The sequence below is a fragment of the Pseudomonas sp. RA_5y_Pfl1_P24 genome, from assembly GCF_963970945.1.
GTDB lineage: Bacteria > Pseudomonadota > Gammaproteobacteria > Pseudomonadales > Pseudomonadaceae > Aquipseudomonas > Aquipseudomonas tritici.
On sequence record NZ_CAXAOJ010000009.1, the window covers coordinates 1 to 24,899 of the forward strand.

The window sequence follows — 24,899 nt, forward strand, 5'->3', positions numbered from 1 at the left end:
TCATCGCCGAACACCACGCGGACCGCCACCGCAGTTACCTCTACGAACCCGACAGCTTCCGTCCGTTGGCGCTGCTGGAAGGCTTCGGCCCAAAAGACACCAAGCCCTACCACTACCAACTCGACCACCTCGGCACCCCACAGGAACTCACCGACCCGGATGGCGAAATCATCTGGTCCGCGCATTACCGCGCCTACGGCGAAATCAGCCGCCTGGACATAGGAAAAGTCGACAACCCGCTGCGCTTCCAAGGCCAGTACTTTGACCAGGAAAGTGGGCTGCATTACAACCGCCATCGCTACTACAATCCGGATGTTGGCCGCTACCTGACGCCGGATCCGGTGAAGCTGGCGGGTGGGATCAATGCGTACCAGTACGTGCCCAATCCCACGGGGTGGATAGATCCGCTGGGCTTGAACACATGTCCGGGTGGGGGTATCTGTAAACCTGTTACTACCGTTGATGAACCATCCGCGAAAGCAAAAACCAATAAAGCAGAACCTCAACCACCTCAAACAACTGATGACGAGGACTATTTATTTCGAGGGGACAGAAAGCATCCGGATGAAGTTTTTGCAAAGGGTTTCAAAAGCAAGGGGGAAAGCAACGACCTGTATCTGCACGCAATAAATAGCAACGATCCTCCGAGCAACTTCATAAGCACTTCGCCTTCTAGGGCCGCCGCAACCGACTTCGCAACTGGGTACGGTACGAGACAAGGATATTTATATGTTATAAAAAGCATATCGGGACACGATGTCAGTTTGGAACTCGGAAAATCAAATCCATTTCCTAACGAAAAAGAATTCGCAGTCCACCACAAAATACATCCAGAAGATGTTTTGGGTGTAACACTTGTGAAGCCTGACGGCAGCTACGTAGGGTATTCAATACCAAACCCGAACAGGAAATAAAATGCAAATCCAAAAAATAAAAGCAGTCATCGACAATAAACGCACGGAAGTTACAGTCAAGTATGATCAAGACAAGCTAATCATGACTTTTTCAGAAGCTGATAATTTTAAAAAAATTTATCAAGGTAAAGATATTTATATCTGCCTAGCAAAAATCAGGTCAGAGTTCCCTCACATAACGTTCCTGTGTAAAGGCGCAAAAATAAACGTCATGCCGTCAAGAATGGCCTCACAAATGAGCGCAGGTCTCGTCGCATATGAAATAACCTTAGGTAAACAAGCGACCCAGAACGACATAGTCAAACTATTTGATTACGAAGAAAACAACCTCACAAACGACCCACAAGAACAGATTAATTTCTTTAAAAAGTGGTTAAAGTCATTAGGCGCAGAAGATTACGAGAAATTCGACTAAGTTCCTCCTTATAAATATGAAATAACATTAAACTTTCAGACCTATACGAACCGTGTGGCGAGCGAGCTTGCTCGCGTTGGGCTGCGAAGCGGCCCCAGTCAGGGTAATGGAGTTTCTTCAGGTGGTTAGGCATCGCCTGTTGTGGGGCTGCTCTGCAGCAGCCCAGCGCAGGGCAAGCCTGCTCACTACAATAGCGTGATAACCACGGCAGACCTGTTCGCCAGACAAAGCTGACTCACCATCCCTCTTTCAACATCCGCAACTCCAGATGCTGCAACAGCATGATGGTCTTCCCGTCCGCAATCTCTCCGCTTTGCACCATCGCCAGCGCTTGCTCAAAGCCAAGCTCCAGCACCTCGATATCCTCGCCCTCTTCTTCCAGCCCGCCGCCGCTGCCAACCCGATCCCCCGGTTGATATTCACCGATGAAAAAGTGAATCCGCTCCGTCACCGAGCCCGGGCTCATGAACGCCGCATAAACCTTCTCCACATGCCCCACGCGATAACCGGTTTCTTCTTCCGCTTCCAGGCGAATACGTTCTTCGGGACTGGCATTGTCGAGCAACCCCGCCGCCGCTTCGATCAGGTATCCGTGGTAATCATTGACGAACGTCGGCATCCGAAACTGGCGAATCAACAACACGGTGCGCCGCTCGCGGTTGTACAGCAGGATGGTCGCGCCATTGCCGCGGTCGTATACCTCGCGGGTCTGGGCTTGCCAGCTGCCGTCGCGGCGGCGCAGGTCGAAGCTGTATTTTTTCAGCAGGTACCAGTTTTCCGAGAGTGTCTCTTCTGCGGTGATGCGAACGGGGCTGTTATCCATGATCGGTTTTCTCAAGAAAGTGTCTGCGTTTGTTTGATGCGACCCCAGGCGGCAGCGACTTCTTCTGCGCTTCGGGCTTTGATTCGGGCCAAATCACGGGGGTATTCCACACCGGGATTTTCCGTAAAGCGCGTGGCGGTGAATTGCCCGTTGCTGGCGCGCAGAATGTAACCCGTGTCGTCGCACTGCGTTGATGCAAGGAACACAACCCCCGGCGTCACCCACTCCGGCTTGAGTTCATCCGGTTCTTCGGTCACGCCCCACATGCGCGTCTTGGCGACCGGCGAGATCGCATTGACTCTGATCCCCGCATCAAAGCCTTCATGGCTCAACGCGTTCATCATCCCCAGTTGCGCCATCTTGCCTGCGCTGTAGGCCACCAGGCCGGTCTGTTCATATTGCGCATACATGGCGCGGTCGGAGGATGCGCGGCGCAGATGAACGCAGCAGATGCGGCCAGGCGTGCTTGCACAACCAGAGTGGTGCGTAGAGGTTGATATCCATGGCACGTTGCAGGAACGCAACGTCGATGTCGGCGATGTTCTGGTAACCCACCCAGCCCGCGTTGTGAATCAGGATATCGAGTTGGCCGAATGCCTCGATGGCGAACGCAACCAGTTGTTGGCAGCCCTCGTTCGTGGACAAGTCACCGCCATGGCCGATAACAGTCAAGCCTTCGGCCTGCAAGGCCTCTGCCGCCGACTGCACCACCGAGGCATCGCTGCCTGAGCCGGCGTTGTCGGCGCCGATATCGCTGATCACCACTTGCGCGCCGCCTTGGGCCAGTGCCCGTGCATAGCTGAGTCCCAACCCGCGTGCGCCGCCAGTGACGATTGCGGTTTTGCCTGTGAAATCCATGTGCTTGCTCTCCTGTTCGGCCCCACCCTAACAATCCGTGCACGCATTGTTCAATGCTGTAACACTTTGCAAGCAATCCGCGTGGACGGCTGTCGAATTAATTCCTGCCTGTGTGGGCCATCTGGTAAAAACCCTGCTTCACCTTTTCTCTGGAAACTTCATGCCCTCTCGTTTTTTCTCGCGCCTGAGCCTGCGCTGGTTTCCGCTGTTGTGCATGACGTTGTTGATCGTAGGCCTGCCGGTGGGGTGCACCGTGCTGCAGCACAAGGAACGCGAACTGGTGTTTCGCATCGAGCCAGGTACCGCCAGCTGGTACAGCGGCTTACCTAAGGCCGTGCAGGAGTTCGAACTCAAACCCGCCAGTTTCAAATCGGGGCAGAACATACATGGCTGGTGGTACCCGGCGGACAAGAAGGACGCACCCGCGATCCTCTACCTGCACGGCGTACGCTGGAACCTCACCGGGCAACTGTTTCGCATCGAGCAATTGCACGCCCTGGGCTACTCGGTGCTGGCCATCGACTACCGCGGTTTCGGCCAGAGCCACGGCGAGCTTCCGTCAGAAACCAGCGTGTATGAAGACGCTCGAATTGCCTGGGAACGCTTCCAGGTGCTGCAACCTGACCCCAGCAAACGCCTGATCTACGGGCACTCCCTGGGCGGCGCGGTGGCCATCGACCTGGCCGCCGAGTTAGGCAAACAAACACCACTGCCAGTTCGCGGCTTGGTGATTGAATCCACCTTTACCTCGCTGGCAGATGTAGCCACGGCGGTGGCCAATAGTTCGTTGCCGGTGCGCTGGCTGCTGTCGCAGAAATTCGACTCCATCGACAAGATTGCCGATATCCATATGCCGTTGCTGGTGGTGCATGGCCTAGACGACCGCTACGTGCCGCCGCGTTTCAGCCAACAATTGTTTGAAGCCGCCCAGGAACCCAAACGGCTGTTATTGGTACCCGGCGCCAGCCATAACAACAGCATGAGCCTGGGCGGTCGCAGTTATGGCCAGGCGTTGGACAAACTGATGCAAGCGAAGATGCCACCCCAGGTTGTCACGCACGCCACAGGCCGCAACGGCGAGTCTTGAAAACACATTCCGGCACTGGATTCGCGCTTGCCTGTCAAGCGCAAACCCAGCCCATGCTGGGCCAAGTCAGAAGTTGATCAAATATTGATCTTGGCTTAAATCGCCAACCCTGTCGGGGCTTCGCAAAGTTATCCACAGAGATACCCACGGTTTTCGTGGACAACTCTTTTCATATTTTTACGTTTTTTTTGCTCAATAAAAGTTTTCTGGAAATGTGCCGGGCAACAAAATCTCGCGATTCACATCGCGTATATCGTTATACCCACACAGCGCCATCGACACGTCCAACTCACGGGCGATGATTTCAAGTGCCTTGGTCACGCCCGCCTCGCCCATCGCACCCAGGCCATACAAATGCGGCCGACCGATCATGGTGCCCTTTGCACCCAACGCCATCGCCTTAAGCACGTCTTGGCCAGAACGAATGCCGCCGTCGAGCCACACTTCAATACGCTCTCCCACCGCCTCCACGATTGCCGGCAGTTGGCTGATGCTCGACGGCGCGCCATCCAGCTGGCGACCGCCGTGATTGCTCACCACCAGTGCATCGGCGCCGGAACTCGCAGCCAGGCGCGCATCTTCTACATCGAGAATGCCCTTGATGATCAACTTGCCGCCCCAGCACTTCTTGATCCACTCCACATCGTCCCAGCTCAGGCGCGGGTCGAATTGCTGGGCCGTCCAGGAAGACAGTGAACTCATGTCCGCCACACCTTTCACATGCCCGACGATATTGCCGAAACCACGGCGCTTGGTGCCCAGCATGCCCATCACCCAACGCGGCTTGGTGGCCATGTTGAGGATATTCGGCAGGGTCAGCTTGGGCGGTGCCGAGAGGCCGTTGATCAAGTCCTTGTGGCGTTGCCCGAGTATCTGCAGGTCGAGGGTCAGCACCAACGCATCCACGCCGGCAGCCTTGGCGCGCTCGATCAAGTGTTCGATAAAAGCGCGATCGCGCATCACATACAACTGGAACCAGAACGGCTGGCCGACGTGTTCAGCGATGTCTTCCAGGGAGCAGATACTCATGGTCGACAAGGTGTAGCGCAGGCCAAACGCGGCAGCCGCGCGGGCGGTCAGGATCTCGCCATCGGCATGCTGCATGCCGGCCAATCCGGTCGGCGCCAGCGCCACCGGCATGGCCATGTCCTGGCCGATCATGCTGGCACGGATCGAGCGCTCGTCGATATTGCGCGCCACCCGCTGGCGGAATTTGATGCTGGCAAAATCGCTTTCATTCGCCCGGTAGGTACTCTCAGTCCAGGAGCCGGAGTCGGCGTAGTCGTAGAACATCCGTGGGACACGTTTTTGCGCGAGCTTGCGTAAATCTTCGATGGTTGTAATCAACGACATCTAAGTCACCTCTCCCTGAACTGAACAGTGAGAGTAACCGCCCATCGGCTGCTCAACCAGCCATTGCGTTTATATCGGCAGACGCATAATCTTGCATAAACACGCAAAATGACGCAAAACCATGCACAACACTCATCACGCCATTGACCTGCCTTCTTTGCGCAAACAGAAGATCCTGTTGTTGCTGGAACGCGACGGCAAAGTCACCGCCTCGGAATTGGTGGACCACTTTGCCGTATCCCAAGACACCATCCGCCGGGACCTCGGCGAACTCGCCGCCGCCGGTCTGTTGCAACGCGTGCACGGCGGCGCCCTGCCTCGGCCCAAGGACACTGGCAAAGACTTTTTCACCCGCGTTGGCGAAACCAACGAGGCCAAGCGCCGCCTCGCCCGACTGGCGGCCGACCGCGTGCAAGATGGCCAGATCGTGCTGTTCGATTCCGGGTCCACAACGCTGCAGATCGCGCAGTCATTACCCCGCTCGATTCGCCTGACCGTGGTCACAACGTCGCCCTTGATCGCCATCGCATTGGCCGACCACCCCGATGTAAAAGTGATCCTCACCGGTGGCCAACTCAACCCCGCGACGCTCTCCACCAACGGCCACGAAACTGTGCGCCTTATCCAAAGCATAAAGGCCGACCTGCTGTTTACCGGGGTGTGCGCGCTGCATCCGCAAGTGGGCATCAGCTCGCTGCATTTTGATGAAGTGGCGGTCAAGCAAGCCTTGCTCGACAGCGCCTCCCATGTAGTGGCGGTGACCATGGCGGACAAGCTCGGTGCGGTGGAGCCCTTTGTGGTGGCGCCCTGCAGCCGCATTCATACGCTGATTACCGAATGGCATGTGCCGAGTGTGGAGGCGTATGAGCAGTTAGGCTTGGAAGTGTTGCGAGTAGAGGTCGAGTAGGGACAAGGCGTCGGGCGTCGCATGCCCGCTGGCGGTATTGTCGAAGATGCACCACGTGGGAGTGCCGGCGTTGGTAGCCTGAACCAATGCCTGCGCAAATGCCTGCACTCGCTCAGAGCCATAAGCACTGTGATAGATACGCGGTGATCCATGCAGGCGCCAATAAATCACGCCCCGCCAACCGCCGGGCAAGGCTCCGGTTTCAATCACAGCAGGATCAGCGGCAACCCTGCCAATTTCAAAATCCTGCAACATTACCTCAGCTGCGAGCCAGGTAGCGTAACGCGGCTCAAGCACCCGCATTGAAGCGTGACGCATAGCGCTGCAAATGCGTGCCCTCGGCCACAAATGCCGGCCAATGCTCACGCGGTAAACTCCAGCCCGCGCATCCCACAAAAAGCGACGTGGTTAAAACAGCACCGGCGCCGCATCACGCATGAAAATCTCGATGGTTTTAGGTCCTACGCCGTCGAATTCCCCGAGGCGCTTTTCAAACGCCTGGCGGTCTTTACTGGCACTGCGCATCTGGGTGAGCTTGCCAGCGTACTCGGCATTCAGCTTGGCACTGAGGTCCAGCAAGCGCTGCGCGGTGGTTTCGTCGTAACGCACGTAGTGAGCACGCCCTAACATGACGACCAATTCCCGTGAAGTGCAGTGCTGCAACTTGCGTGCAGTGTCGCGACCTTGTTCTTCAACGATCACCTTGTAGGCCTGCGCAGCGATTGGCGCCTGAATCCGCTTGCCCATCAAGAAGCTGGCGATAAACCATTTGAACAGGCTAGCGTCATCGTCAGGCTTGAGCTCGATGCCCAACTCAGGCGCGGTAATCGCCCGAGCCATGGCTAGTGCCCCAACTTGCTCTCGGCTTTGTCGGCCTGCTCGTTAATCGCATCGGTCTGGCGCTCGGTCTCTTTGATCGAAGTCGGTGTCAGCACTTTATCGATGGTTTCGGTCTTGGGGTTCGGACGGTCCAGAGTCTGCCCCTTGGATGGCTGTTCAATGCCTTTCTGCACGTTTTCTGAGCTGATCGGGTCTGGGGTTTTGTCAGCGTTTTTGTGATCGGTCATGGTCAATCTCCTGGCAGTTCCAGCCCGCAAAAATCCGCGGGCACCTAAGCAGCAGAGGCCACTGAATTTCGATAGTTCAAGAATTCAACCGGGCACGGCCACTGGCGAAATAAGCGCGAATTAAATTAAACCTTTTGCACAGCCACCCCCTCAACACTCAGGTAACGGCATCACGCCACCTTTAAGGAGCCACACCATGACTACTCAGTTAATGAAACAAATGGGCCTGACCTTCGTACTGGTTGCAGGCTCAATTTCGATCGCCATGGCGGCAACGTCCAATAGCTTTGTCGACAATGCGGCCGAAGGTGGCATCACCGAAATCGAAGCGGGCAAGCTGGCCCTGCAAAAGAGCAGTTCGGCTGATGTGAAGACCTTTGCCCAACACATGGTGACTGAACACACCAAGGCGAATCAGGAACTGGCGACCCTGGCTAAAAAGCTCGACATCGAAGTACCGGATGATGCTGCCCTGACGGATAAGGCTAAGAAAGCCATCCTGGAAATGCGCGACGAATCGTTTGACGAGGCCTACGCCAACAATCAGGTCGCCGCCCATGAAAAAACCGTCGAGCTGTTCAAGAAAGAATCCATGTCTTCGGACAATGCCGAGTTGAAGGCCTTCGCCACCAAGACTCTGCCAACCCTTGAAGCTCACCTGAAGGCCGCCAAGGATCTGCAAGCCAAATACGCCAAGTAACCCCACGACTCAGGAGGCACTCGAACATGAGCTCGCAACTCAACGGCAAGAACATCCTCATCATCACCTCCAACACGGGTATCGAACGCGACGAACTGCTTAAGCCCCTGGAAGCGCTGCGCGGTTTTGGCGCTACGGTGACCCATGGATCCAGTGAGGGCGGCACCACCCAGACGTTTGTCGGCGACACCGAAAAGGACCGCACCGTAGAGTCGGACGCCAAGCTGTCCGAACTGTCCGGGGCGGACTTCGATGCCCTGGTAATCCCCGGTGGCACCGTCAATGCCGACACCTTGCGCCAGGATGCAGCTGCCTTAACGTTGATCAACGAATTCGTCACGGCGGGTAAAACCGTGGCGGCGATCTGCCACGGACCATGGGCTCTGATCGATGCGGGCGTGATCGAGGGCAAGACCCTGACCTCGTATAAGAGTGTGCGCACCGACTTGGTCAATGCCGGCGCGGCGGATTGGGTCGATGCCGAGACCAAGACGTGCACAGCCAATGGCTGGACGCTGATTACCTCGCGCATGCCGGACGACTTGCCGGCGTTCAACGACACGATTGCCAAGGCTGTCGCAGGCTGAACAGGTGGCTTTGAACGCAAACAGGCGCCCAATGGGCGCCTGTTTTTTTACCTCTGTTTTAGCCTCGATGCTGCTCGGGCATCTCACGTTTCGGCCCGAACATTGCCCATGCAATCAACCCAAACAGCGGCACAAAGATCAGGATTATCAGCCACAACCCCTTAGTCTCCCAGCCACTCGTGCTGCGCAACACAACGTTAATCGCCCACAGTTCTGCGAGCAGCAAAATCACGGCCAAACCGATCCAGATATATTCTAATTGCATGAGTCACCTCCTGAGGTCTTGTGCATTAGGTCAAGCATCGGCGCTGAGGGTTCATTTAAATTACCTGCAACGGCTAATACGCCCGCCATTCATGGTGGAATGCAACCCTCCACGCAGGCAACCATGCAAGCTGCACGACAACCGGCCCGTTATCTAGCCGCTAACCGCATGATTTATTTAAATATTCAGAAAAGGCTCAGCTTGGTACACCTGATGCAATGTCTCCTCAAGACGAGGCGTGCAATTCGACACGCCTGATTCTCCCGTGAGGTGTCACCCATGAATGCCATTGACCTGCTTAAAGCCGACCACGAACGCGTGAAGGCCCTGTTGACTCAATTGAGTGAGTCAACCGAACGCGGGGTTAAAAAGCGCACTGAGCTACTGGCCAAGCTGGAAGCAGAAATCAGCCTGCACACCAAGCTGGAAGAAGAGATTCTGTACCCGGCTTTCAGAAAGGCCGGTGGCAAGGAACAGGACATCATGTACCACGAAGCCAAGGAAGAGCATCGCACCGTCGACTCGCTGGTGCTGCCTGACTTGAAGCAGACTGAGCCTTCGACAACAGAGTTTTCCGGCCGCGTCAAAGTGGTCAAGGAGTTGCTGGAGCACCATATCGAAGAAGAGGAAACCGAGATGTTCCCCCAGGCTAAAAAACTGCTGGGTAAGGCGCTGCTGGAAGAGTTGGGCGCTGAAATGGAAGCCATGAAGGCCGCGCATAAAAAGGCGCAGTCGGCCAAGCCAATGGCGGCTTGATCGGAGCATGACCGAAGCCTGGACGTGATCCAGGCTTCGGGGCTGTTTCTGGATGTACCCACCCGATAGGGGATTGCGTCATGCAGACCAGATCGTCCCAACGGATTTTTCTTATCGTCGGCCTCTCAGCCTTGCTCGCCGGCCCCGCCCTCGCCGCCTTTGGTGATAACCCCGAGCCTGCCGCTAACGCCTTGACTGGCGACAGAGACGCCGGTTCCGCCCTGCCGCCTGGGACCTACCCCAGCAGCCCCTCAGACAGCGACAAAAAAACCAAAGCCACCGACAGACCGCCGAGCAAGCGGGCTAAGCCCGCCGATAGCCATAGAGACAGCCAGGAAGCACCCCGCACAGGCAGTTGACGGTTCATCCGTGACCGGTGACGGGTGCTTGGAGTGAAGCGGAAAAGGCTCGACCATAGGCGACTCCTTACCGGCGGACGACGCTCACACCCGACCTCCTTGATCGGCATCGCGCCTTGATGCAGATCAAGGCGGAGCTGTTGGGACGCGCTCGGCAGCCGCTCAAGGCACCGGCAACCACCCACTGAAGTCACACGACGCTTTCAACGGGCTCCAGGCAAAATCCCAGGGTGGCGGTGGCAGCGCCGGGTGCTCGGTCCCGGTACGCTGAGCGTGTTTCCAATCGAAAACCCGCGACGACTGCCAGGCCAGGACCACACCCTGGGCCTGGCTTTCGTCCGTATTGACCCAGCCCGCGGCCGCCGCCGCCATGAACGCCTCGATCGGCTCATCATCGATCTGCGCCCCATAGACCGAGCCCAGCAGCCAGCGGCAGACATTCAAGTGGTAGGTCCAATCCAGCGGCGGCCGGTTGCGATAGGCCCAGGTCATGAAGCTGCGAAACAGGTTGAGGCCCTCGGGCGGGTCGAGTTTGAGCAGCGCCGGGCAGATATCGAACAGGGTGTGCCAATAGGGCAAAAGGCGCGCATCCAGATGCACGAAGTTACGCGAATTACTGGGGTATTCAGGCGGAACAGGTTCCGCGCGCAGGCGACGGGACGCCTTGCTGACCAGGCGGCTGGCGCCTGCAGGCAGTAGGAGGTTCATGAAACGCACTCACAGTCATGACGATGGAGCGCCTCCTGGTTTCAGGAGGCCCCGGGGCGGACGTCAGAATGCAGGTGAAGCGCGGGGGTTCGCCGAGGGCCAGGAATAACGCGGCGGCGCCTTGTTGCGTCGTTCATGGGCCGGACGTGGCGTTCGTCCCAGGCCTAACAGCCAGGCCAGGCCGACCAGAAACACCAGCGCAAGCGTCAACGCATTGCAAACTGGGCAAGCAAAGTAGTTCGAGATGTTGCTGGAAGACGGGCTGCCCAACCCGTTGTCGGAAACTGGCGCCTGGCTGCCATCCACCGAACAGAACGCCCCGCCGACGCCATTGAGTGTCTGGCCCATCATCTGTCCATGACCCAAACCGCAGACGAACAGGTTCATCAGCACGCAAAAGTACAGGGCCCAGGCGATCAGTGAACGGTCGGGGTGGCTCAATTTCATGGCGGCGACTCTACCACCAGAGCCACAAAAGGATGAAGCACGGCACGCCCCTGTGACAGAACGTCGCAGATTACGTGTCGCCGCCAGGGTTGGTAGACTTGGCGCCCTCCTCCTTTACTCCTTTTCAAAGCCTGATGTGTAGATCCAGAGCAATGCAGGCGTTTCACAGGACGCACCGTCGATGAGTACGCTATTCACCCGCCGCAAAGTGCTGACCGGCATGGGCCTTCTGGGCCTGGGCAGCCTGCTGGGCGGCTGTGACTACAGCCCCAAGCTGAACTTCAAGTACGGCAAGGACTTGAGCGACAAGATCATGGGTCGCACCTTCAAGCTCAAGAACACCGCCGGCGAAACCGTCACCCTCAGTTCGTATCGTGGCCTGATGCCGGTGGTGTTCTTTGGTTTCACCCAGTGCCCGGCCGTGTGCCCGACCACCCTGGCGCGTGCCGCCCAGGCCAAGAAGCTGATGGGCCGCGACGGCGAAATCATGCAGGTGGTGTTTATCACCCTGGACCCGGAACGCGACACCCCCGAGATTCTCGACAAGTACGTCAAGGCCTTCGATCCCAGCTTCGAAGCGCTGTATGGCACCCCGGAAGAAATCGCCGTGGCCGCCAAGGAATTCGGCATCTTTTATGAAAAGATCCCCGCCGGCGACACCTACACCCTGTCCCACACCGCCACCAGCTTCGTGTTCGATACCCGTGGCAACCTGCGCCTGGGCCTGCGGGCATCCCTTACCGCTAAAGAGTGCGCAGAAGACCTGCTCACCGTCATGGAGGTCTGCTAATGACTGCCGTTCAACACCTCAAACGCCTGACGTTCGGCCTGACCCTGCTCGGCCTCGCAGCGCACGCCAGCGCCCAGGTGCAAGTGACCGACGCCTGGGTGCGCGCCACCGTGCCGGGCCAGCCTTCCAGCGGTGCGTTCATGACCGTCACGGCCGACAGCGACAGCCAACTGCTGAGCGTGGCCTCGCCCGTGGCCAAGGACGTGCAGATCCATGAAATGAGCATGAAGGACGACGTGATGCGCATGGGCCCGGTGGATTCGGTGGCACTGCCTGCCGGCAAAGCCGTGACCCTAGACCCCAACGGTTACCACGTGATGCTGATGGGCCTGACCGGCCAGATCAAGGAAGGCGACCAGGTGCCGCTGACCCTCACCGTGCAAAATGCCAAGGGTGAAAAGCAGACTGTCGACGTCAACGCCAAGGCGCGTGGGCTGGATGGCATGGACCATAGCCATATGGACCACAGCAAGATGCATTGATGGAAGACCGTAGGCGCGAGCCTGCTCGCGCCTAAGGAGAATGACGGTTTAGTCCACGATAAACAGCTTCGCCCCGACGCCCGTCGATGAGCGATGCCCTTCCATGTCATTGCCCACCTGGTAACTCATTCCAGCTGTCAGTGTGAACTGGCGGCCATCTTCCAGCTCCGTGTGCAACTCGCCTTCAAGGCACAACAGCACATGCCCGCGCCAGCACCAGTGATCCGCCAGGTAGCCGGGCGTGTACTCGACCATGCGCACCCGAGTGGTACCAAAGTGACAGGTGCGCCACAAGGCGCTGCCGGTGACGCCAGGGTGGATACTGGGTTCGAGGGTGGACCAATCGGTGGTGCCAAAGGGGACGGCGGTGAGATCCATGGTGGGCTCGGTGGTGGTTGAAAGCCTTTGAGGCTATTCACCTGGTGCCGCGTGCGATAGACACAGATCGACCGCATTTGTGGGATACAGGTATTCTGCCGGTCCTGCTCCCATGGATACGCTTATGCAGATCGACCCTGCCTTCGTCCTCCACCAAACCGAACACTGGCGCCTCAACCATCACGTGGCTTCCGCATTGCCGGGGTACCTGATGCTGGGTGCCAAAGCGCCAATCCACTCCCTGGCGGAGATGCCGGAAGCGGCACTGGCCGAGTTGGGCGGTTTGCTTGCGAAGATCCAACGGGTGATGGAGGCGCAGTTCAAGCCGAAATGGCTGTACATCAGCCGCTATGGGCACATGCCGGGATTCCCGCTGCATTTTCATTTCATCCCGGTGTACGACTGGGTGGAGGACGCGTTTTGGCGGGATGAGCGATATCGGGTTCTGCAGGGTTTTGGCGCGCAGCCTCCCGCGCGGGCCCTGACCGACGGGGCCGAACTGACGCTGTTTGTGTGGCGCGAATTTGGCGAGAGCATTACGCCGCCGCAGGTCCAGGGGGAATCAATCTACCCAGTGATTGCGCGGTTGCGCGCGGCTTTTCGGTCGATGTGATGAACATTGGCGCTGTCGAGCTCCGGCGCGGCTGCGAAGGCGGCAGCATTCCCAACATTTTCGTCGCCTGACTCACCGGCAAACCAGCCCCCACATCGGGAACCGTGCTCAGTCAGGCGCTCAGCCGTTTTGTCATCGGGATGCACACTAACGCTAACCCCGAGGGCGAGTGGTAAATCGCCTGCTTGTCCCCCACGTAGCCGCAGGCTCGATAGAACGTCGCTGCGTTCAACGTCGCATCCAGCACCACGGTTTCAATCTCCAGCTCGCGCGCCACGCTCTCAAGGTGATTGGGCATCGCCTTGCCATACCCACGCCCGGTGAATTCGGGCAGTACAAACAGCGCGCCCACTTCGTTGTTGTCCAAGTCGAGCATTCCAGTGGCTACCGCCTGACCGTTTACCTGCCCCAGGTAAAACAGTTTATCCATCAGCACGCCGTAGCCATCCTCGGCCTTTCCCCTCGTCCACAGCATCATTTGCTCGCGCGTGTAAGCGCCGATGCACTGGCTGCGGATGGCCTGCAAACGGATGTCGAACGCCACCTGCGCATCCTCCGGGGTAGCCCGTTTTATCTCCAGCACTTCACTCTCCCTCCATAATCCGCCGTCTTCGCAGCCTCGCTAAAGCTCGACAGCTCCCACATTTTGATCGTCGAACTGTACAGGCGATGCAGTCCCCTGTGGGAGCCGTCGAGCTTTAGCGAGGCCGCGAAGGCGGCAGCATGACTGGCAGTGATCTTGCCTGATGCCTATGATGTGGCCTTTCGCTCAACACCCCCTGGACACCCCATGCCCGCACTCACTTTCCGCAACGCCCTCCCCGCTGACGCCCCGCGTTGCTTCGAGATCGAAACCACCGCCTACGAAGGCGACGAAGCCGCCACCCTGGGAAAAATCGCCACGCGCATTGCGCAGTATCCGCAGGGCTTTCTGATTCTGGAAGCCGATGGCGAGGTGGTAGGTTTTATCAACTGCGGCTGCGCTCATAACGTGGTGATGTCGGACGAGGCATTCAAGGAGTTGGTGGGGCATTCGGCCGAGGCGCCGAATGTGGTGATCATGTCGGTGGTGGTCGACCCGGCGCATCAGGGCAAGGGGTATTCCACGGCGTTGATGACCGAGTTTGTGCAGCGCATGCGCGGGATGGGCAAGCAGACGATTCACTTGATGTGCAAGGAGCGGCACGTGCCGCTGTACGAGCGCATGGGCTATCGCTATGTGCGCCCTTCGCCGTCGGATCACGGTGGGATGGCGTGGCATGAAATGGAAATGGCGCTCCAGGGATGAACGCACCGCGTATTGAAGTCAGCGACCAACCCAACCCCGACGCAGAGCGCATCTTGGGCCATGGCCTCGCTGCCTTCAACGAAGCCATCACCGGCTACAACGATCGCCGCTTGCTCACGGTGCTGATCAAGGACCCCGACACCCAGCAAATCCTCGGCGGCATCACCGGCAAGACCACCTTGGGCATGGCCTTCCTCGACCTGTTCCACCTGCCCGATTCGCTGCGCGGCACAGGGCTCGGCAGCCAGTTGCTGCAAGCCTTCGAAGATGAGGCCCGGCGCCGGGGTTGTGCTAACGCGATGCTATATACCCTGAGTTTCCAGGCGCCGGGGTTTTACGAGAAGCATGGCTGGGTGCGGTTCGGCGAGATACCGTGCGAACCGCAGGGCAGCAGCCGGGTGTTTCTGTCTAAGGTGTTGTGACGCGCACCGGCGGGGTTATTCTTCCTCACCCGGCAACGGAAAAATCACTTCCTGGGTGTCCAGGTTCCGGATGCTCGAATAGGTGCGGTATTCAGTGCTGTAGTTCGGCCCCACAGGCCCGATACCTTTGGTGCTGGCCGTCAGGCGATAGGTCACCACGTAACGCTGGCCGGCTTTGAAGTCGACGTCGTCCGCGCCTTTGTTGCAGAACGCGCCACCAGTACCCAGGGCGTTCATCGACACGTTGCACCAGCGCAGCGAGTGCTTGCCCGGCGTGAGTTTGAGGGCTTGCTCACCGCTGACGTCGAGGATCGAGCGACGTCCTGCCCCGGGCAGCGGTTGACCATCTACTTCGACGGCCAATACCAGGCGGTGGAACGGCACGCCCAGCTCGCGCTCGCGCCAGGTGTCGAAGTACACGAGCACCGCGTCCGGCGCGTTGTTGGACAGGTCGACCGAGTGAATTTTTTCCGGGGCCCAGTCGCCCTGGTAGTTTTTGTAGTGGTAGTCGGAACAGGCGCCGAGCAGTGGGAGGGTCAATACGGCAGCGAGTTTCAGCAGTTTCATCGGGAGGACTGTCCTTGTGAGCGATGAGATCCTATCGACATCATCGCGAATATCTTGAGGTGAATGCCACTGGCGATTAGCGGCAGCCACTACCAGCTTCCGCAAGCTCCGCCGCCGCTGGAACCACCGGCGCCGGAGGAGCTACTGCCGGAGCTGGAGCTGCTGGCACTCGAGTGTGAACCGTCGTCCGAGCTTGACCCGATCCCGCCGCGGGCCTTGCCAAAGATGAACAGCGCCGCGCACTGTTTGCCGAGCAAATGGTGGCGATCGTCAGCCATGACTTGCCCCCCTCACCCCGAAGGCAGCGCCGAAGCCAGCCTGAGCGCCGATCGCGTGCAGCAGATCATCGGCAACCGGGTGGCCAACAGCGTGGCCTATGGCGACCTGCAACAGCCGATCACGGTAATGCAGCGATGTACGCAGTGTGGGCCTTGGCCTGTATATCTTGCGCGAGTTGGCCAAGGTACACGCCGGAGATGTGGCGGTGAGTTCCTGTGCCACACTCGGCACCACGTTTACCGTGGAGTTTCAGGGCACGTAGACGCTGCCCTGCATGACCGGCTCCACACTGCCCGTCAGCACCACACCGCCCTCGCCTGCCCAGTGCACGGTCACCGTGCCGCCGTCGCATTGCACCTGCACCGTGGCATCCAGCAACCCACGTCGAATCCCGTTGACCACCGCCCCACAGCAGCACGAGCCGGAACCCAACGGCACGCCACCGCCGCGCTCCCAGATACGCAGGCGGATATGGCCCCGGTCGAGCACCTGCACGAAATGCACATTGGTCTTGGCCGGGAACAGCGGGTGATTTTCCAGCGTCGGGCCCAGGGCAGCTACGTCGATAACAGCAATGTCTTCCACGAAAAACGTGCAATGGGGGTTACCCATGCTGCACGCCGCCGGGTTGCCTTCCAGAGGCAAGGTGCGTGTGTCCATGGCTTCAGCCAGCGGCACTGCCGACCACTCCAGCGAAGGTTCGCCCATGTTCACTGACACTTGCCGCCCCGGCGCACGCGCGCAGGTCAGCAGGCCCCGGTCAGTGCGCAGCACCACCGAATCCGTGCCGGCCTCATGCATCAAACGGTCGGCCACACCACGGGTGGCGCTGCCACAGGTCGCCAATGGCGTGCCGTTGGGGTTCCAGAATTTGATGCGTGCGGCGGCGTCTTCACAGTCGAGCAGCACGGCCAGTTGGTTGAAGCCGATTCCGGTGTGGCGGTTACCCAACTGGCGGGCGATTTTCGGGGTGATCGGATCGTCGAGGCCACGGCGGTCAACGATCATGAAATCATCGCCATGGGCATGCATTTTTACGAACGGCAAGGGCATCGGCTGTCCAGTGGTCGACCTGCGGGGAGAGTGAAGGATACTCTGAACGGGCCCAACCCCATCGAGAGCAACGCATGTTAATTGTCTTCAGCGGACTGCCCGGCACCGGCAAAACCACGATTGCCCAGGCATTGGCGCGCCAGATCGGCGCGGTGTACCTGCGCATCGACGTGATTGAACAGGCGATCCGCGAGGCGGGTGTGTTGTCGAGCGATGTGGGCACCAGCGGCTATGGCGTGGCGAATGCGCTGGCGTTGAGCAATCTACGCTTGGGTCACACCGTGGTAGCCGACTGCGTGAACCCGGTCGAGGAAAGTCGGGAGGCGTGGAAGACCGTGGCGGCAACGGCAGAGCGGGCGTTGCTGGATGTCAGGGTGATTTGCTCAGACAGGCTGGAACATCAACGGCGGGTAGAAGCCCGTGCGGGGGACATTGCCGGCCTGGTGCCTCCAACCTGGGCGTCGGTTCTGGTGCATGAGTACGAAGATTGGAATGAAGCACCGCTGACGGTCGACACCGCCTTCATGGCACCAGATCAGGCAACTGCAATGATTTTGACAAGTCTCACTTCTATGGCAGAAGAGTCTTTGTAGTGAGCGGGCCCCTCAGAGCACACTCCCCATAGCCTTTATCAACACCAGGTCCCGCGCATAAATATCCGGCGCGTATACCAACCCACCCTGGCGGTCGACCTCGACCGTCCAGTAGCCCAACAGCACCGGCACCGGTGTGGCCAACCTGAACTCATGGGTCACGCCGGTCGCCAGCAGCTCATCCGTGCGGGCGCGTTCGGCCGGGCTTACCAATAAATCCCTGAGCACCAACGGTTGCTCGACCCGCACACAGCCCGAGCTGAACGCCCGCGGCCCTTTGGTAAACAGTGGCTGGCTGGGCGTGTCATGCAGGTACACCGAAAACGGGTTGGTAAAGCGCATCACAATCTTGCCCAGCGGGTTGCGCGGGCCGGCTTCCTGGCGCAGCAGGATATTGCCGGGGCGTGCCCAATCAATTTGCTCCGGTGCCAGCGGGTGGCCTTCAGCGTCGAGCACTTGCAGGTTTTGCTGGCGCAGGTATTCGGGGTTGAGGCGGATGGCCGGGAGCTTGTCCTCGCGCATGATGGTGGGCGGGATGGTCCAGGTGGGGTTGAGCGTCAGCCGCGTGATGCGCGATTTGAGCAGTGGCGTCTGACGTTCGGCGCGACCCACTTGCAGGCGGGTTTGCCACACCGGGATGCCGCTCTGGTACACGCTCAGTTGCGCGGCGGCGACGTTGACAAGCACGCCTTCAGGTTCCAGGTCCTGGGACAGCCAGCGGAAGCGTTCAAGGTTGATGCGCAGTTGTTCGCGACGGATCGCCGGGCTGATATTCAGTTCAGCCAAGGTGCCGGCGCCGATCACGCCGTCAGCCTGCAACGAATGGCTAAGCTGGAAGGCCTTGACCGCCTTGACCAGCTCGTCGTTGTACTGCTTGCCGCTGGAGGCGTTGGCCAGGTAGCCGCCACTGATCAGGCGTCGCGCCAGTTCCGGCACGCGTGGGTCTTCCATGCCGGGGCGCAAGAGTGGGCCGCTGGCGACCGGGTCCCAATGGGGCAACGGCTGCTGGCGCACAGTGGCATAGGCGTTACGCAGGCTGCGGTAGAGGTCCGCGCTGGGGCGAGCCTGGTCAAACGCCTGGGCCATGTCTTGCAGGCCGGTGGCGGCAAAGGCCAGCACTTCGATGTTGGGATCGCGGGTGGGCGGTTGGGAATGCCACAACGGTTCGAAGCGCGATTGCTGCAGGCGCCCGTAGTGCAGATCCTGCAGCGCTTGCAGGTAGCTTTGACTGATACTGATATCGCTGCACAGCACATTGGCCGTGGCGTGCGCCGAAGGCAAGCTATAGTGGGTGGGGTTCAGGCCGTCATCGGCGAGCATTTGCAGTTGGGTGTGCAAGGCTTGGCGGCGATCTTCGGCGGACCACAACGGCGCATTGCCCTCTTGTTGGTAGAAGGCTTGCAGGCGCAGTTGGCCGACGGCATCGATCTGCGCCGCCAGGCCTGGGCAGACACTGAGCAGTTGCGCCAACGCCTGCTGCACGGGCGCCAGATCGACCGGCGCCGGCGTGGTCACCGGCAACGGCTCAACCGGTAGCGCGTCGGCTGTCGCGACCAATGGTGCAACGAGCAGGCAAATGCTCAAGTAACATGCGTGTTTTTTGAACAATTGTCTTAGCTCCAATCCACAGCGGGGGAATGTACTGTAGATGTTGAATTTTCTTTGCCGCCTCGGCCTGATCGCCATGCCCTTGGTTACGTTGAGCAATTTTGCGCTCGCCGCCAATGGGATTTCTCTTTCCTTGTATAGCAGCCTTGCGCGCTCGGCTCCAGAACTCAATCCCACTGTCTTGAAAAGCGCCCTGAACGCGGTGCAGTGCGCGGTCAATAACGGCGAGGAACGTTCCGATCGCCTGGCCGTCATTGATTACTCCCAGCCCTCGACCGCCCGTCGGCTGTGGATCTTCGATTTGCGCAAGAAGACCCTGGTGCTGCGCGACCTGGTGGCCCATGGCGCCAAATCCGGGGAGAACTTCGCCACGCAGTTCTCCAACCTGGAAGGCAGTCACCAATCCAGCCTGGGCCTGTTCCGCACCCAGGAGAGTTACTTGGGCACCCACGGTTACTCACTGCGCATGGATGGCCTGGAGCCGGGCTTCAATGACCAGGCCCGCGACCGCGCCATCGTGATTCATGCCGCCGACTACGTGAGCCCGTTGTGGAGCAAGCGCGAAGGCCGTATCGGCCGCAGCCAGGGTTGCCCGGCCGTGCGCCCTCAGGTGGCGCGCCAAGTGGTGGATAAACTCAAGGATGGGCAGTTCATGTTTTCGTGGTACCCCGACCAGCGCTGGTTGAAGTCCTCGACGTACCTCAATTGCAAACCCCAACAGGTGGCGAGTAGTCGTACAATCCGTGGCGGATAGCCTGTCCCCATAGATAAAAAAGAGAGCGTCGAATGCTTCTACACCAATCCACCTGGATCGAGATCGGGCAGTTTCTGGAGCGCAGCCGCACGGTGGTGATCCCCATCGGTTCCAACGAGCAGCACGGCCCCACCGGCCTGCTCGGTACCGACTGGATGTGCCCGGAAATCATCGCCCATGAGGCGCAAAAGAATGCCGACATCCTCATCGGCCCGACCTTCAATATCGGCATGGCCCAGCACCACCTGGGCTTCCCCGGTACCATTTCGCTGCGCCCTTGCACCTTCATGGCCGCAATTGGCGACTGGGTGCGTTCGCTGGCCGGGCATGGTTTCGAGAAGATCCTGTTCCTGAACGGCCATGGCGGCAATATCGCCACGATTGAAGCGGCGTTTTCCGAGCTGTACGCCGAAGCGAGCTTCGCCCGCCGCCCGGCCGGTTTTGCGTTGAAACTGGTGAACTGGTGGGACCTGGAAGGCGTGAGTGAGCTGGCTCAGCGCCAATTTCCAGTGGGCCATGGCAGCCATGCCACGCCATCGGAGATCGCGGTGACGCAGTGGGCGTACCCGGACTCGATCAAGACTGCCGACTACTCGCCGCAAATCGCCAACACCGGGCCGATCCGCGAAGCGCTGGACTTCCGCGCGCGTTTCCCAGATGGGCGCATGGGCTCGGACCCAGCGCTGGCGACGGTAGAGAAAGGGGGGGAATTGGTGGCGCTGGCGGCTCAAGGGCTGATCAAGACGGTCAACAACTTCAGCAACGAAGCCAAACCTTAAGCCCTACACACATCCAACTGTGGGCGCTGGCTCGCCAGCACCTACAGGGATCGTGTGTTACTTACATTCCTGTGCAGCCAGCTCCAACCGCGACGGCGTAATCGTCGACGCCAGCGGCTTGCGTTCATACAAGAACACCTTGGCGCCCTCCTGGGACTTGTAGGCTTCCAGTACATCGTCAGCGGCAATCTTACTGGTCAACAACACGCTGGCGTGGCGCGAGCCCTGTGTCACGGTGGCGGTAATCCCGTGCTTTGCCAGCTTGGGCAACACACATTGCACATAAGCCTCGGGGGTCTTGCTGGTTTGCAGGGTCAGCGTTGGTGCGTTGGGAGCAGAAACACAACCGGCCAGCAACAGGGAAGCAAAGGCCAAGCCCGGGGCGAAAGAAAAGCGCATGAAAAATTCCTGCCTATAAAAATAATGGTTCACATCAACCCGCACGGACTAATGCCTTGAGCGACGCATCGAACTGCTTCAAGGCATCCAGTTGCACATCGCGCGGCCGCTCGATCTGCGCGGCAATCTCTGGCGCGGCCTTGTCACGTACCCACACCGATGGCACCTGCTTGTGCACCGAACCTTCGGCCTTGGCGATGTAGTGCAGGTTCGCGTCATAGAACCGCGCAATAAAACGCGCCTCGACCTGGTCATTACGCTGGGTCAACAGTTGGTTATGGGTATCGAGCATCACGACCACATCGGGGTGAGCCTGCACCAGGGCATCCAGGTTGTCGTAGACAGTCACCGACAAAAAACTGCCTTGCAGCGAGTTCATCAACCAATCAATGGCCAATTCCGGGTCGGAACTGTTGACGAACGCCTGGCGGATACGCACGTCGAGGGCATCCTTGGCGCCATTCAAGGCCATGTCGTGATAGCGTTCAAGGTAGCTGAGGTTGTCGCGGGTGTTATCGCTCAACAACACACCTACCGATTGCGTGTGCCGCAGGGAGTCTACGCTAATGACGACAGGTAGCAAATGGCTATCATCGGCGAGTGCGACGTTGTTCACGGCGACCGCGCCAAGCATCAGCATCATTAAAACAAGCTGAATAAATGTCCTCATCACGCATTTCCTTGAACAGCGTCTCGATGGGGGGATTTTCCGCTTTTCCTGCAAAAACAGAACTTGCGATCCGTGATGGTGACTATTATCTGAACCGATAGTGCACTGATAAAACCTATAAGGACCACGCCATGAAGCCCCACCAGAAAACCTTCGACCGCATCCGCGAAGCCGTCCTGCCGGAGTTTCGCGAGCGGGTCGCCGATTACCTGGCCGACTATGAAAACGTACTGCAGGATGACGCGGCGGATGCTGGACAAGTCACGGCCAGCGCCCAGCAACTACGCGGTTACCTGCGTGGTTTGAATACCACGCGGGTACTGGGCATGGCCGACTGGGAAGACCTCGACCGCCGCGTCTTGCACATCACTGAACGCTCTACAGTGCAGGGCGTTGTTGATTGACCCACGCCTGTACGGATGGCCGCTGCCACTGGCGCTGCGCGTAATCCACCAGTTCGGCGGGCACGCTGTCGCCGTTGAGGATCAGGCGGTTGAGCATTACCGCCAGGTCTACGTCCGCAATCGACCACTCGCCGAACAGGTACGCCGGGTTACCTGCCAACAGCGTTTGTGCCGCACTGATCAACTTCGCAGCGCCAGCTTCAGCCACGGATGAAAGGGGTGGCATTTTCTGCCCATAGAACACCACCATCGTCGAACGCTCCTGGCGAATCGTCAGCAAATCGCTGCGCAGCCACGCCTGCACCTGCCGCGCCCTCGCCCGCTGCTTGGGGTCGGCCGGGTATACCGGCGTTTCGGGGTAAGCCTGTTCAAGGTACTCCGTGATCGCCGAAGACTCCGACAGCACAAAATCACCCTCTACCAGGGTCGGCACGCGCTGGGTCAGCGACAGTTGGGCGAAGTCGGCTGTCTGATTCTGCGCCGCGTCCAGGTCGAGGGTGAGCGTATCGAACGCCAGGCCCTTTTCCTTCAAGGCCACGAACACCGACATCGCGTAAGGGCTGGTGTACACATGATCAACATACAGGCGCAACGGACGCTGGCTCATAACGGCTCTCCTTGAATGGAACTCCACGCTACGAGATGTACGACGAGAAAGACAATGCGCTGTTTTTATGGGGGCATTCCTCGGCGGAATACCGGGCTAACCGGAAAACCCGCCCCTGTCCAGAAATGCACGTTCCTCATCCGTAGTCTGCCGGGCCAACACCTCATTACGATGGGGAAAGCGCCCGAAGCGCTGAATAATCTCAGCGTGTTCCTTGGCCCAATGGTAGGTGCTGGCGTCCAGTTGCTGGTTCAGGATCAGAGAGCGCTGCTGATCCGCCGGGTCCTCCGAATGTTCGAACGGCAGATAGCAGAACGCACGCAACGCCGGGTCGATCTGCTGGTCCAGCCCAGCGTCCACCATGCGCTCGGCATACAACCGCGCCAGCGGGTCGGTGGCGAACATGTGCGCGGTGCCACGAAAGGTATTGCGTGGGTATTGGTCGAGCAGGATCAGCAGCGCCAGCGCGCCCTGGGCCGAGTCCAGCCAGCTTTCCAGTTCGCGGCGGGCGGCTTGCAGGTGGGCGGCATGGAAGGTGTCGCGGAACGTGGCGTCGAAGGCGTCGTCCTTGGCGAACCAGCGTTTGGGGCCGGCCTGTTTCCAGAAGTCGATGACGGATTGTGGGGTAGTCATGGTGAGGGGCCTACACAGCGATTTCGCTGAAGGTACCAGAATCCATAGGACGCCAAGGATCAATGTGGGAGCAACGAATCGCGGCAACGCGCGGATTAATGTTATAAGATAACGCCAAATTTCCACCCCTCCCTGTGACCCCGCCCATGACCGATGCTGTTCCGCTACGCCAACGCCTGCTTTCCATCGACGCCCTGCGCGGCCTGGTGATCCTGTTCATGCTGCTGGACCACGTGCGCGAAACCTTCCTGCTGCACCGACAGGTCAGCGACCCGATGACCATCGACAGCACCGAGCCCGCACTGTTTATCAGCCGCACCCTCGCCCACCTGTGCGCGCCAGTGTTTGTATTGCTCACGGGGTTGTCGGCCTGGCTATACGGCCAGAAATACCAGGGCCGCCGCGATGTCTCGGCGTTCCTGTTCAAGCGCGGGCTGTTCTTGGTGGTACTGGAATTTACCTTGGTCAACTTCGCCTGGACCTTCCAGCTGCCGCCCAGCGTGATCTATATGCAGGTGATCTGGGCGATTGGCGTGAGCATGATCGCCCTGGCCGCGCTGGTCTGGTTGCCGCGCCCGCTGTTGATCGGGGTGGCGGTGGTGATCATTGCCGGGCACAACCTGCTGGATGGGCTGCATTTCGATGCGGGTTCGGCGTTGCATATTCCGTGGACAATCCTGCATGAGCGCAACTGGATCGAAGTGGGCGACTCGCTGCGACTGCGCACCACTTATCCGGTGCTGCCGTGGATCGGTGTGATTGCCCTGGGTTACAGCTTGGGCCCGCTGTTTGCCAATGGCATGCAGCCGGCGTTTCGCCGACGTTATCTGTTGTTGGGCGGTGTGGGTGCGTTGGGGGGGGTTGTGGTATTGCGCACGGCCAATGGCTATGGCGAGAAGCCCTGGCAGGCGTATGACAGTGGCGTGCAGATGTTGATGAGCTTTTTCAACGTCACCAAGTACCCGCCATCGCTGTTGTTTTTGGCGCTGACGTTGGGGATTGGGTTGTTGCTGTTGCTGGCGTTCGAACGTGCGGGGCAGAAACGCTGGATTGGCGTGCTCGCCACGTTCGGGGCTGCGCCGATGTTCTTTTATTTACTGCATCTGTATGTATTGAAAGTGCTGTATGTCACGTGTGTGGCGTTGTTTGGCCTGAACCATGGCAACTACTTTGGGTTCGACGGCATGGGCGCGATATGGCTAATGGCGCTGTTGTTGCCCCTGGCGCTCTACCTGCCAGTGCGCTGGTTCGCCGGGCTAAAAGCGCGACGCCGGGACCTGGCCTGGCTCAAATACCTCTGACCTGACGCAGGCCCGCTCCCACATTTTTGACTG

The 24,899-nt window shown here is 59.2% G+C and carries 33 protein-coding genes and 3 pseudogenes; 18 read left to right on the top strand and 18 right to left on the bottom strand.

Annotated features, from left to right (window positions below):
• Positions 1-914, top strand: a 914-nt coding sequence (locus AACY30_RS16460) for an RHS repeat domain-containing protein (protein WP_339540720.1), incomplete at its 5' end; no start/stop codon positions are given.
• Position 915: 1 nt separating this feature from the next.
• Positions 916-1,329, top strand: a complete 414-nt coding sequence (locus AACY30_RS16465; RefSeq protein ID WP_339540721.1) for a hypothetical protein — start codon at positions 916-918, stop codon at positions 1,327-1,329.
• Positions 1,330-1,564: 235 nt separating this feature from the next.
• Here AACY30_RS16465 and AACY30_RS16470 read toward each other — a convergent pair whose 3' ends face one another.
• Together AACY30_RS16470 and AACY30_RS16475 are read right to left on the bottom strand one after the other, a co-directional pair.
• Positions 1,565-2,152, bottom strand: a complete 588-nt coding sequence (locus AACY30_RS16470; protein WP_049712913.1) for an NUDIX domain-containing protein — start codon at positions 2,150-2,152, stop codon at positions 1,565-1,567.
• Between the two features lie 11 nt (positions 2,153-2,163).
• Positions 2,164-3,010: pseudogene (locus tag AACY30_RS16475) on the bottom strand (SDR family NAD(P)-dependent oxidoreductase).
• Positions 3,011-3,170: 160 nt separating this feature from the next.
• On the opposite strand from AACY30_RS16475, the gene AACY30_RS16480 reads away from it, so the two are divergent.
• A complete protein-coding gene (locus tag AACY30_RS16480) occupies positions 3,171-4,097 on the top strand; it encodes an alpha/beta hydrolase (protein ID WP_339540722.1) in 927 nt (308 codons plus the stop codon).
• Positions 4,098-4,289: 192 nt separating this feature from the next.
• Here AACY30_RS16480 and AACY30_RS16485 read toward each other — a convergent pair whose 3' ends face one another.
• Entirely contained in the window at positions 4,290-5,450 is a 1,161-nt protein-coding gene (locus AACY30_RS16485) for an alpha-hydroxy acid oxidase (RefSeq protein ID WP_339540723.1), read from the bottom strand.
• A gap of 121 nt (positions 5,451-5,571) precedes the next feature.
• Between AACY30_RS16485 and AACY30_RS16490 the strand changes: the two genes are divergently transcribed.
• Positions 5,572-6,357 carry a DeoR/GlpR family DNA-binding transcription regulator gene (locus AACY30_RS16490; RefSeq protein WP_339540724.1) on the top strand — a complete coding sequence of 262 codons (786 nt, stop codon included), beginning with the start codon at positions 5,572-5,574 and terminating at the stop codon, positions 6,355-6,357.
• On the opposite strand, the pseudogene AACY30_RS16495 reads toward AACY30_RS16490, so the two are convergent.
• The 3 genes and pseudogenes from AACY30_RS16495 to AACY30_RS16505 all read right to left on the bottom strand — a co-directional run bounded on the left by AACY30_RS16495 (position 6,322) and on the right by AACY30_RS16505 (position 7,424).
• Positions 6,322-6,751, bottom strand: a pseudogene (locus AACY30_RS16495) (DUF72 domain-containing protein). The gene AACY30_RS16490 and the pseudogene AACY30_RS16495 overlap by 36 nt on opposite strands.
• 14 nt (positions 6,752-6,765) lie before the next feature.
• Positions 6,766-7,197, bottom strand: a complete 432-nt coding sequence (locus tag AACY30_RS16500) for a DNA methylase (protein WP_339540725.1) — start codon at positions 7,195-7,197, stop codon at positions 6,766-6,768.
• A 2-nt stretch (positions 7,198-7,199) separates the two neighbouring features.
• A complete protein-coding gene (locus AACY30_RS16505; RefSeq protein ID WP_339540726.1) occupies positions 7,200-7,424 on the bottom strand; it encodes a hypothetical protein in 225 nt (74 codons plus the stop codon).
• Between the two features lie 196 nt (positions 7,425-7,620).
• Between AACY30_RS16505 and AACY30_RS16510 the strand changes: the two genes are divergently transcribed.
• Both AACY30_RS16510 and AACY30_RS16515 read left to right on the top strand, forming a co-directional pair.
• Positions 7,621-8,124 (top strand): DUF4142 domain-containing protein, encoded by a 504-nt coding sequence (locus AACY30_RS16510; RefSeq protein ID WP_339540727.1) that lies wholly within the window; start codon positions 7,621-7,623, stop codon positions 8,122-8,124.
• Between the two features lie 26 nt (positions 8,125-8,150).
• Positions 8,151-8,711 (top strand): type 1 glutamine amidotransferase domain-containing protein, encoded by a 561-nt coding sequence (locus tag AACY30_RS16515; protein WP_339540728.1) that lies wholly within the window; start codon positions 8,151-8,153, stop codon positions 8,709-8,711.
• Between the two features lie 58 nt (positions 8,712-8,769).
• Here the strand turns inward: AACY30_RS16515 and AACY30_RS16520 are convergent, their stop codons facing one another.
• Positions 8,770-8,976, bottom strand: a complete 207-nt coding sequence (locus AACY30_RS16520) for a PLDc N-terminal domain-containing protein (RefSeq protein ID WP_049712903.1) — start codon at positions 8,974-8,976, stop codon at positions 8,770-8,772.
• Positions 8,977-9,255: 279 nt separating this feature from the next.
• Between AACY30_RS16520 and AACY30_RS16525 the strand changes: the two genes are divergently transcribed.
• Entirely contained in the window at positions 9,256-9,732 is a 477-nt protein-coding gene (locus tag AACY30_RS16525; protein WP_339468685.1) for a hemerythrin domain-containing protein, read from the top strand.
• 521 nt (positions 9,733-10,253) lie between these two features.
• Here the strand turns inward: AACY30_RS16525 and AACY30_RS16530 are convergent.
• Both AACY30_RS16530 and AACY30_RS16535 read right to left on the bottom strand, forming a co-directional pair.
• Complete coding sequence (locus AACY30_RS16530; RefSeq protein ID WP_339421264.1) at positions 10,254-10,799, bottom strand: putative natural product biosynthesis protein; 546 nt, start codon at positions 10,797-10,799, stop codon at positions 10,254-10,256.
• 63 nt (positions 10,800-10,862) lie between these two features.
• Positions 10,863-11,246, bottom strand: a complete 384-nt coding sequence (locus AACY30_RS16535; protein ID WP_339540729.1) for a DUF2946 domain-containing protein — start codon at positions 11,244-11,246, stop codon at positions 10,863-10,865.
• Between the two features lie 181 nt (positions 11,247-11,427).
• On the opposite strand from AACY30_RS16535, the gene AACY30_RS16540 reads away from it, so the two are divergent.
• Together AACY30_RS16540 and AACY30_RS16545 are read left to right on the top strand one after the other, a co-directional pair.
• Complete coding sequence (locus AACY30_RS16540) at positions 11,428-12,036, top strand: SCO family protein (protein WP_339468688.1); 609 nt, start codon at positions 11,428-11,430, stop codon at positions 12,034-12,036.
• Entirely contained in the window at positions 12,036-12,518 is a 483-nt protein-coding gene (locus tag AACY30_RS16545; RefSeq protein WP_339540730.1) for a copper chaperone PCu(A)C, read from the top strand. The genes AACY30_RS16540 and AACY30_RS16545 overlap by 1 nt, the downstream gene beginning before the upstream one ends.
• Before the next feature lie 48 nt (positions 12,519-12,566).
• Here AACY30_RS16545 and AACY30_RS16550 read toward each other — a convergent pair whose 3' ends face one another.
• Complete coding sequence (locus AACY30_RS16550; RefSeq protein ID WP_314569705.1) at positions 12,567-12,896, bottom strand: DHCW motif cupin fold protein; 330 nt, start codon at positions 12,894-12,896, stop codon at positions 12,567-12,569.
• 124 nt (positions 12,897-13,020) lie between these two features.
• On the opposite strand from AACY30_RS16550, the gene AACY30_RS16555 reads away from it, so the two are divergent.
• Complete coding sequence (locus AACY30_RS16555) at positions 13,021-13,509, top strand: HIT family protein (RefSeq protein WP_339540731.1); 489 nt, start codon at positions 13,021-13,023, stop codon at positions 13,507-13,509.
• Positions 13,510-13,621: 112 nt separating this feature from the next.
• Here the strand turns inward: AACY30_RS16555 and AACY30_RS16560 are convergent, their stop codons facing one another.
• Entirely contained in the window at positions 13,622-14,092 is a 471-nt protein-coding gene (locus tag AACY30_RS16560; protein WP_339540732.1) for a GNAT family N-acetyltransferase, read from the bottom strand.
• 207 nt (positions 14,093-14,299) lie between these two features.
• On the opposite strand from AACY30_RS16560, the gene AACY30_RS16565 reads away from it, so the two are divergent.
• Positions 14,300-14,797, top strand: coding sequence for a GNAT family N-acetyltransferase (locus AACY30_RS16565; protein WP_339421324.1), 498 nt, complete (start codon positions 14,300-14,302; stop codon positions 14,795-14,797).
• The gene (locus AACY30_RS16570) at positions 14,794-15,219 is read left to right on the top strand and encodes a GNAT family N-acetyltransferase (RefSeq protein ID WP_339437291.1); all 426 of its coding nucleotides are present in this window, start codon (positions 14,794-14,796) and stop codon (positions 15,217-15,219) included. The genes AACY30_RS16565 and AACY30_RS16570 overlap by 4 nt, the downstream gene beginning before the upstream one ends.
• A 15-nt stretch (positions 15,220-15,234) precedes the next feature.
• On the opposite strand, the gene AACY30_RS16575 is transcribed toward AACY30_RS16570, so the two are convergent.
• Positions 15,235-15,786, bottom strand: a complete 552-nt coding sequence (locus tag AACY30_RS16575) for a hypothetical protein (protein ID WP_339540733.1) — start codon at positions 15,784-15,786, stop codon at positions 15,235-15,237.
• A 291-nt stretch (positions 15,787-16,077) separates the two neighbouring features.
• On the opposite strand from AACY30_RS16575, the pseudogene AACY30_RS16580 reads away from it, so the two are divergent.
• Positions 16,078-16,327: pseudogene (locus AACY30_RS16580) on the top strand (PAS domain-containing sensor histidine kinase); the annotation flags it as partial.
• Here AACY30_RS16580 and dapF read toward each other — a convergent pair.
• A complete protein-coding gene (gene dapF / locus AACY30_RS16585; RefSeq protein WP_339540734.1) occupies positions 16,315-17,118 on the bottom strand; it encodes a diaminopimelate epimerase in 804 nt (267 codons plus the stop codon). The pseudogene AACY30_RS16580 and the gene dapF overlap by 13 nt on opposite strands.
• Before the next feature lie 74 nt (positions 17,119-17,192).
• Between dapF and AACY30_RS16590 the strand changes: the two genes are divergently transcribed.
• Complete coding sequence (locus AACY30_RS16590) at positions 17,193-17,711, top strand: AAA family ATPase (RefSeq protein WP_339540735.1); 519 nt, start codon at positions 17,193-17,195, stop codon at positions 17,709-17,711.
• Positions 17,712-17,723: 12 nt separating this feature from the next.
• Here the strand turns inward: AACY30_RS16590 and AACY30_RS16595 are convergent, their stop codons facing one another.
• Positions 17,724-19,319 carry a L,D-transpeptidase family protein gene (locus AACY30_RS16595; RefSeq protein WP_339468695.1) on the bottom strand — a complete coding sequence of 532 codons (1,596 nt, stop codon included), beginning with the start codon at positions 19,317-19,319 and terminating at the stop codon, positions 17,724-17,726.
• Positions 19,320-19,359: 40 nt separating this feature from the next.
• Here AACY30_RS16595 and AACY30_RS16600 point away from each other — a divergent pair, with 40 nt between their 5' ends.
• Entirely contained in the window at positions 19,360-20,073 is a 714-nt protein-coding gene (locus AACY30_RS16600) for a murein L,D-transpeptidase catalytic domain family protein (protein ID WP_339540736.1), read from the top strand.
• Positions 20,074-20,105: 32 nt separating this feature from the next.
• On the top strand, positions 20,106-20,852 hold the full coding sequence (locus AACY30_RS16605; RefSeq protein WP_339540737.1) for a creatininase family protein: 747 nt from the start codon (positions 20,106-20,108) through the stop codon (positions 20,850-20,852).
• A 57-nt stretch (positions 20,853-20,909) separates the two neighbouring features.
• Here the strand turns inward: AACY30_RS16605 and AACY30_RS16610 are convergent, their stop codons facing one another.
• Together AACY30_RS16610 and AACY30_RS16615 are read right to left on the bottom strand one after the other, a co-directional pair.
• On the bottom strand, positions 20,910-21,251 hold the full coding sequence (locus tag AACY30_RS16610) for a hypothetical protein (RefSeq protein ID WP_339540738.1): 342 nt from the start codon (positions 21,249-21,251) through the stop codon (positions 20,910-20,912).
• A gap of 34 nt (positions 21,252-21,285) precedes the next feature.
• On the bottom strand, positions 21,286-21,921 hold the full coding sequence (locus AACY30_RS16615; protein WP_339540739.1) for an ATPase: 636 nt from the start codon (positions 21,919-21,921) through the stop codon (positions 21,286-21,288).
• A 131-nt stretch (positions 21,922-22,052) separates the two neighbouring features.
• Between AACY30_RS16615 and AACY30_RS16620 the strand changes: the two genes are divergently transcribed.
• Positions 22,053-22,325: a hypothetical protein gene (locus AACY30_RS16620; RefSeq protein ID WP_339468700.1), complete on the top strand. Its 273-nt coding sequence runs from the start codon at positions 22,053-22,055 to the stop codon at positions 22,323-22,325.
• Here AACY30_RS16620 and yfcF read toward each other — a convergent pair.
• A complete protein-coding gene (yfcF, locus tag AACY30_RS16625) occupies positions 22,300-22,932 on the bottom strand; it encodes a glutathione transferase (protein ID WP_339540740.1) in 633 nt (210 codons plus the stop codon). The genes AACY30_RS16620 and yfcF overlap by 26 nt on opposite strands.
• A gap of 96 nt (positions 22,933-23,028) precedes the next feature.
• Complete coding sequence (locus AACY30_RS16630) at positions 23,029-23,565, bottom strand: DUF924 family protein (RefSeq protein ID WP_339540741.1); 537 nt, start codon at positions 23,563-23,565, stop codon at positions 23,029-23,031.
• A 146-nt stretch (positions 23,566-23,711) separates the two neighbouring features.
• Here AACY30_RS16630 and AACY30_RS16635 point away from each other — a divergent pair, with 146 nt between their 5' ends.
• Positions 23,712-24,866 carry a DUF1624 domain-containing protein gene (locus AACY30_RS16635; RefSeq protein WP_339540742.1) on the top strand — a complete coding sequence of 385 codons (1,155 nt, stop codon included), beginning with the start codon at positions 23,712-23,714 and terminating at the stop codon, positions 24,864-24,866.
• The last annotated feature ends 33 nt before the right edge of the window (positions 24,867-24,899 follow it).

What these genes read in the sequence shown, in the direction of transcription:
- AACY30_RS16470 (WP_049712913.1), bottom strand. Translation starts at nt 2,152, where the DNA reads ATGGATAACAGCCCCGTTCGCATCACCGCAGAAGAGACACTCTCGGAA.
- AACY30_RS16610 (WP_339540738.1), bottom strand. Translation starts at nt 21,251, where the DNA reads ATGCGCTTTTCTTTCGCCCCGGGCTTGGCCTTTGCTTCCCTGTTGCTG.
- AACY30_RS16600 (WP_339540736.1), top strand. Translation starts at nt 19,360, where the DNA reads ATGTTGAATTTTCTTTGCCGCCTCGGCCTGATCGCCATGCCCTTGGTT.
- AACY30_RS16480 (WP_339540722.1), top strand. Translation starts at nt 3,171, where the DNA reads ATGCCCTCTCGTTTTTTCTCGCGCCTGAGCCTGCGCTGGTTTCCGCTG.
- AACY30_RS16535 (WP_339540729.1), bottom strand. Translation starts at nt 11,246, where the DNA reads ATGAAATTGAGCCACCCCGACCGTTCACTGATCGCCTGGGCCCTGTAC.
- AACY30_RS16590 (WP_339540735.1), top strand. Translation starts at nt 17,193, where the DNA reads ATGTTAATTGTCTTCAGCGGACTGCCCGGCACCGGCAAAACCACGATT.
- AACY30_RS16540 (WP_339468688.1), top strand. Translation starts at nt 11,428, where the DNA reads ATGAGTACGCTATTCACCCGCCGCAAAGTGCTGACCGGCATGGGCCTT.
- AACY30_RS16545 (WP_339540730.1), top strand. Translation starts at nt 12,036, where the DNA reads ATGACTGCCGTTCAACACCTCAAACGCCTGACGTTCGGCCTGACCCTG.
- dapF (WP_339540734.1), bottom strand. Translation starts at nt 17,118, where the DNA reads ATGCCCTTGCCGTTCGTAAAAATGCATGCCCATGGCGATGATTTCATG.
- AACY30_RS16485 (WP_339540723.1), bottom strand. Translation starts at nt 5,450, where the DNA reads ATGTCGTTGATTACAACCATCGAAGATTTACGCAAGCTCGCGCAAAAA.
- AACY30_RS16605 (WP_339540737.1), top strand. Translation starts at nt 20,106, where the DNA reads ATGCTTCTACACCAATCCACCTGGATCGAGATCGGGCAGTTTCTGGAG.
- AACY30_RS16575 (WP_339540733.1), bottom strand. Translation starts at nt 15,786, where the DNA reads ATGAAACTGCTGAAACTCGCTGCCGTATTGACCCTCCCACTGCTCGGC.
- AACY30_RS16615 (WP_339540739.1), bottom strand. Translation starts at nt 21,921, where the DNA reads ATGAGGACATTTATTCAGCTTGTTTTAATGATGCTGATGCTTGGCGCG.
- AACY30_RS16525 (WP_339468685.1), top strand. Translation starts at nt 9,256, where the DNA reads ATGAATGCCATTGACCTGCTTAAAGCCGACCACGAACGCGTGAAGGCC.
- AACY30_RS16465 (WP_339540721.1), top strand. Translation starts at nt 916, where the DNA reads ATGCAAATCCAAAAAATAAAAGCAGTCATCGACAATAAACGCACGGAA.
- AACY30_RS16510 (WP_339540727.1), top strand. Translation starts at nt 7,621, where the DNA reads ATGACTACTCAGTTAATGAAACAAATGGGCCTGACCTTCGTACTGGTT.
- AACY30_RS16565 (WP_339421324.1), top strand. Translation starts at nt 14,300, where the DNA reads ATGCCCGCACTCACTTTCCGCAACGCCCTCCCCGCTGACGCCCCGCGT.
- AACY30_RS16490 (WP_339540724.1), top strand. Translation starts at nt 5,572, where the DNA reads ATGCACAACACTCATCACGCCATTGACCTGCCTTCTTTGCGCAAACAG.
- yfcF (WP_339540740.1), bottom strand. Translation starts at nt 22,932, where the DNA reads ATGAGCCAGCGTCCGTTGCGCCTGTATGTTGATCATGTGTACACCAGC.
- AACY30_RS16630 (WP_339540741.1), bottom strand. Translation starts at nt 23,565, where the DNA reads ATGACTACCCCACAATCCGTCATCGACTTCTGGAAACAGGCCGGCCCC.
- AACY30_RS16620 (WP_339468700.1), top strand. Translation starts at nt 22,053, where the DNA reads ATGAAGCCCCACCAGAAAACCTTCGACCGCATCCGCGAAGCCGTCCTG.
- AACY30_RS16515 (WP_339540728.1), top strand. Translation starts at nt 8,151, where the DNA reads ATGAGCTCGCAACTCAACGGCAAGAACATCCTCATCATCACCTCCAAC.
- AACY30_RS16550 (WP_314569705.1), bottom strand. Translation starts at nt 12,896, where the DNA reads ATGGATCTCACCGCCGTCCCCTTTGGCACCACCGATTGGTCCACCCTC.
- AACY30_RS16530 (WP_339421264.1), bottom strand. Translation starts at nt 10,799, where the DNA reads ATGAACCTCCTACTGCCTGCAGGCGCCAGCCGCCTGGTCAGCAAGGCG.
- AACY30_RS16520 (WP_049712903.1), bottom strand. Translation starts at nt 8,976, where the DNA reads ATGCAATTAGAATATATCTGGATCGGTTTGGCCGTGATTTTGCTGCTC.
- AACY30_RS16570 (WP_339437291.1), top strand. Translation starts at nt 14,794, where the DNA reads ATGAACGCACCGCGTATTGAAGTCAGCGACCAACCCAACCCCGACGCA.
- AACY30_RS16500 (WP_339540725.1), bottom strand. Translation starts at nt 7,197, where the DNA reads ATGGCTCGGGCGATTACCGCGCCTGAGTTGGGCATCGAGCTCAAGCCT.
- AACY30_RS16505 (WP_339540726.1), bottom strand. Translation starts at nt 7,424, where the DNA reads ATGACCGATCACAAAAACGCTGACAAAACCCCAGACCCGATCAGCTCA.
- AACY30_RS16635 (WP_339540742.1), top strand. Translation starts at nt 23,712, where the DNA reads ATGACCGATGCTGTTCCGCTACGCCAACGCCTGCTTTCCATCGACGCC.
- AACY30_RS16555 (WP_339540731.1), top strand. Translation starts at nt 13,021, where the DNA reads ATGCAGATCGACCCTGCCTTCGTCCTCCACCAAACCGAACACTGGCGC.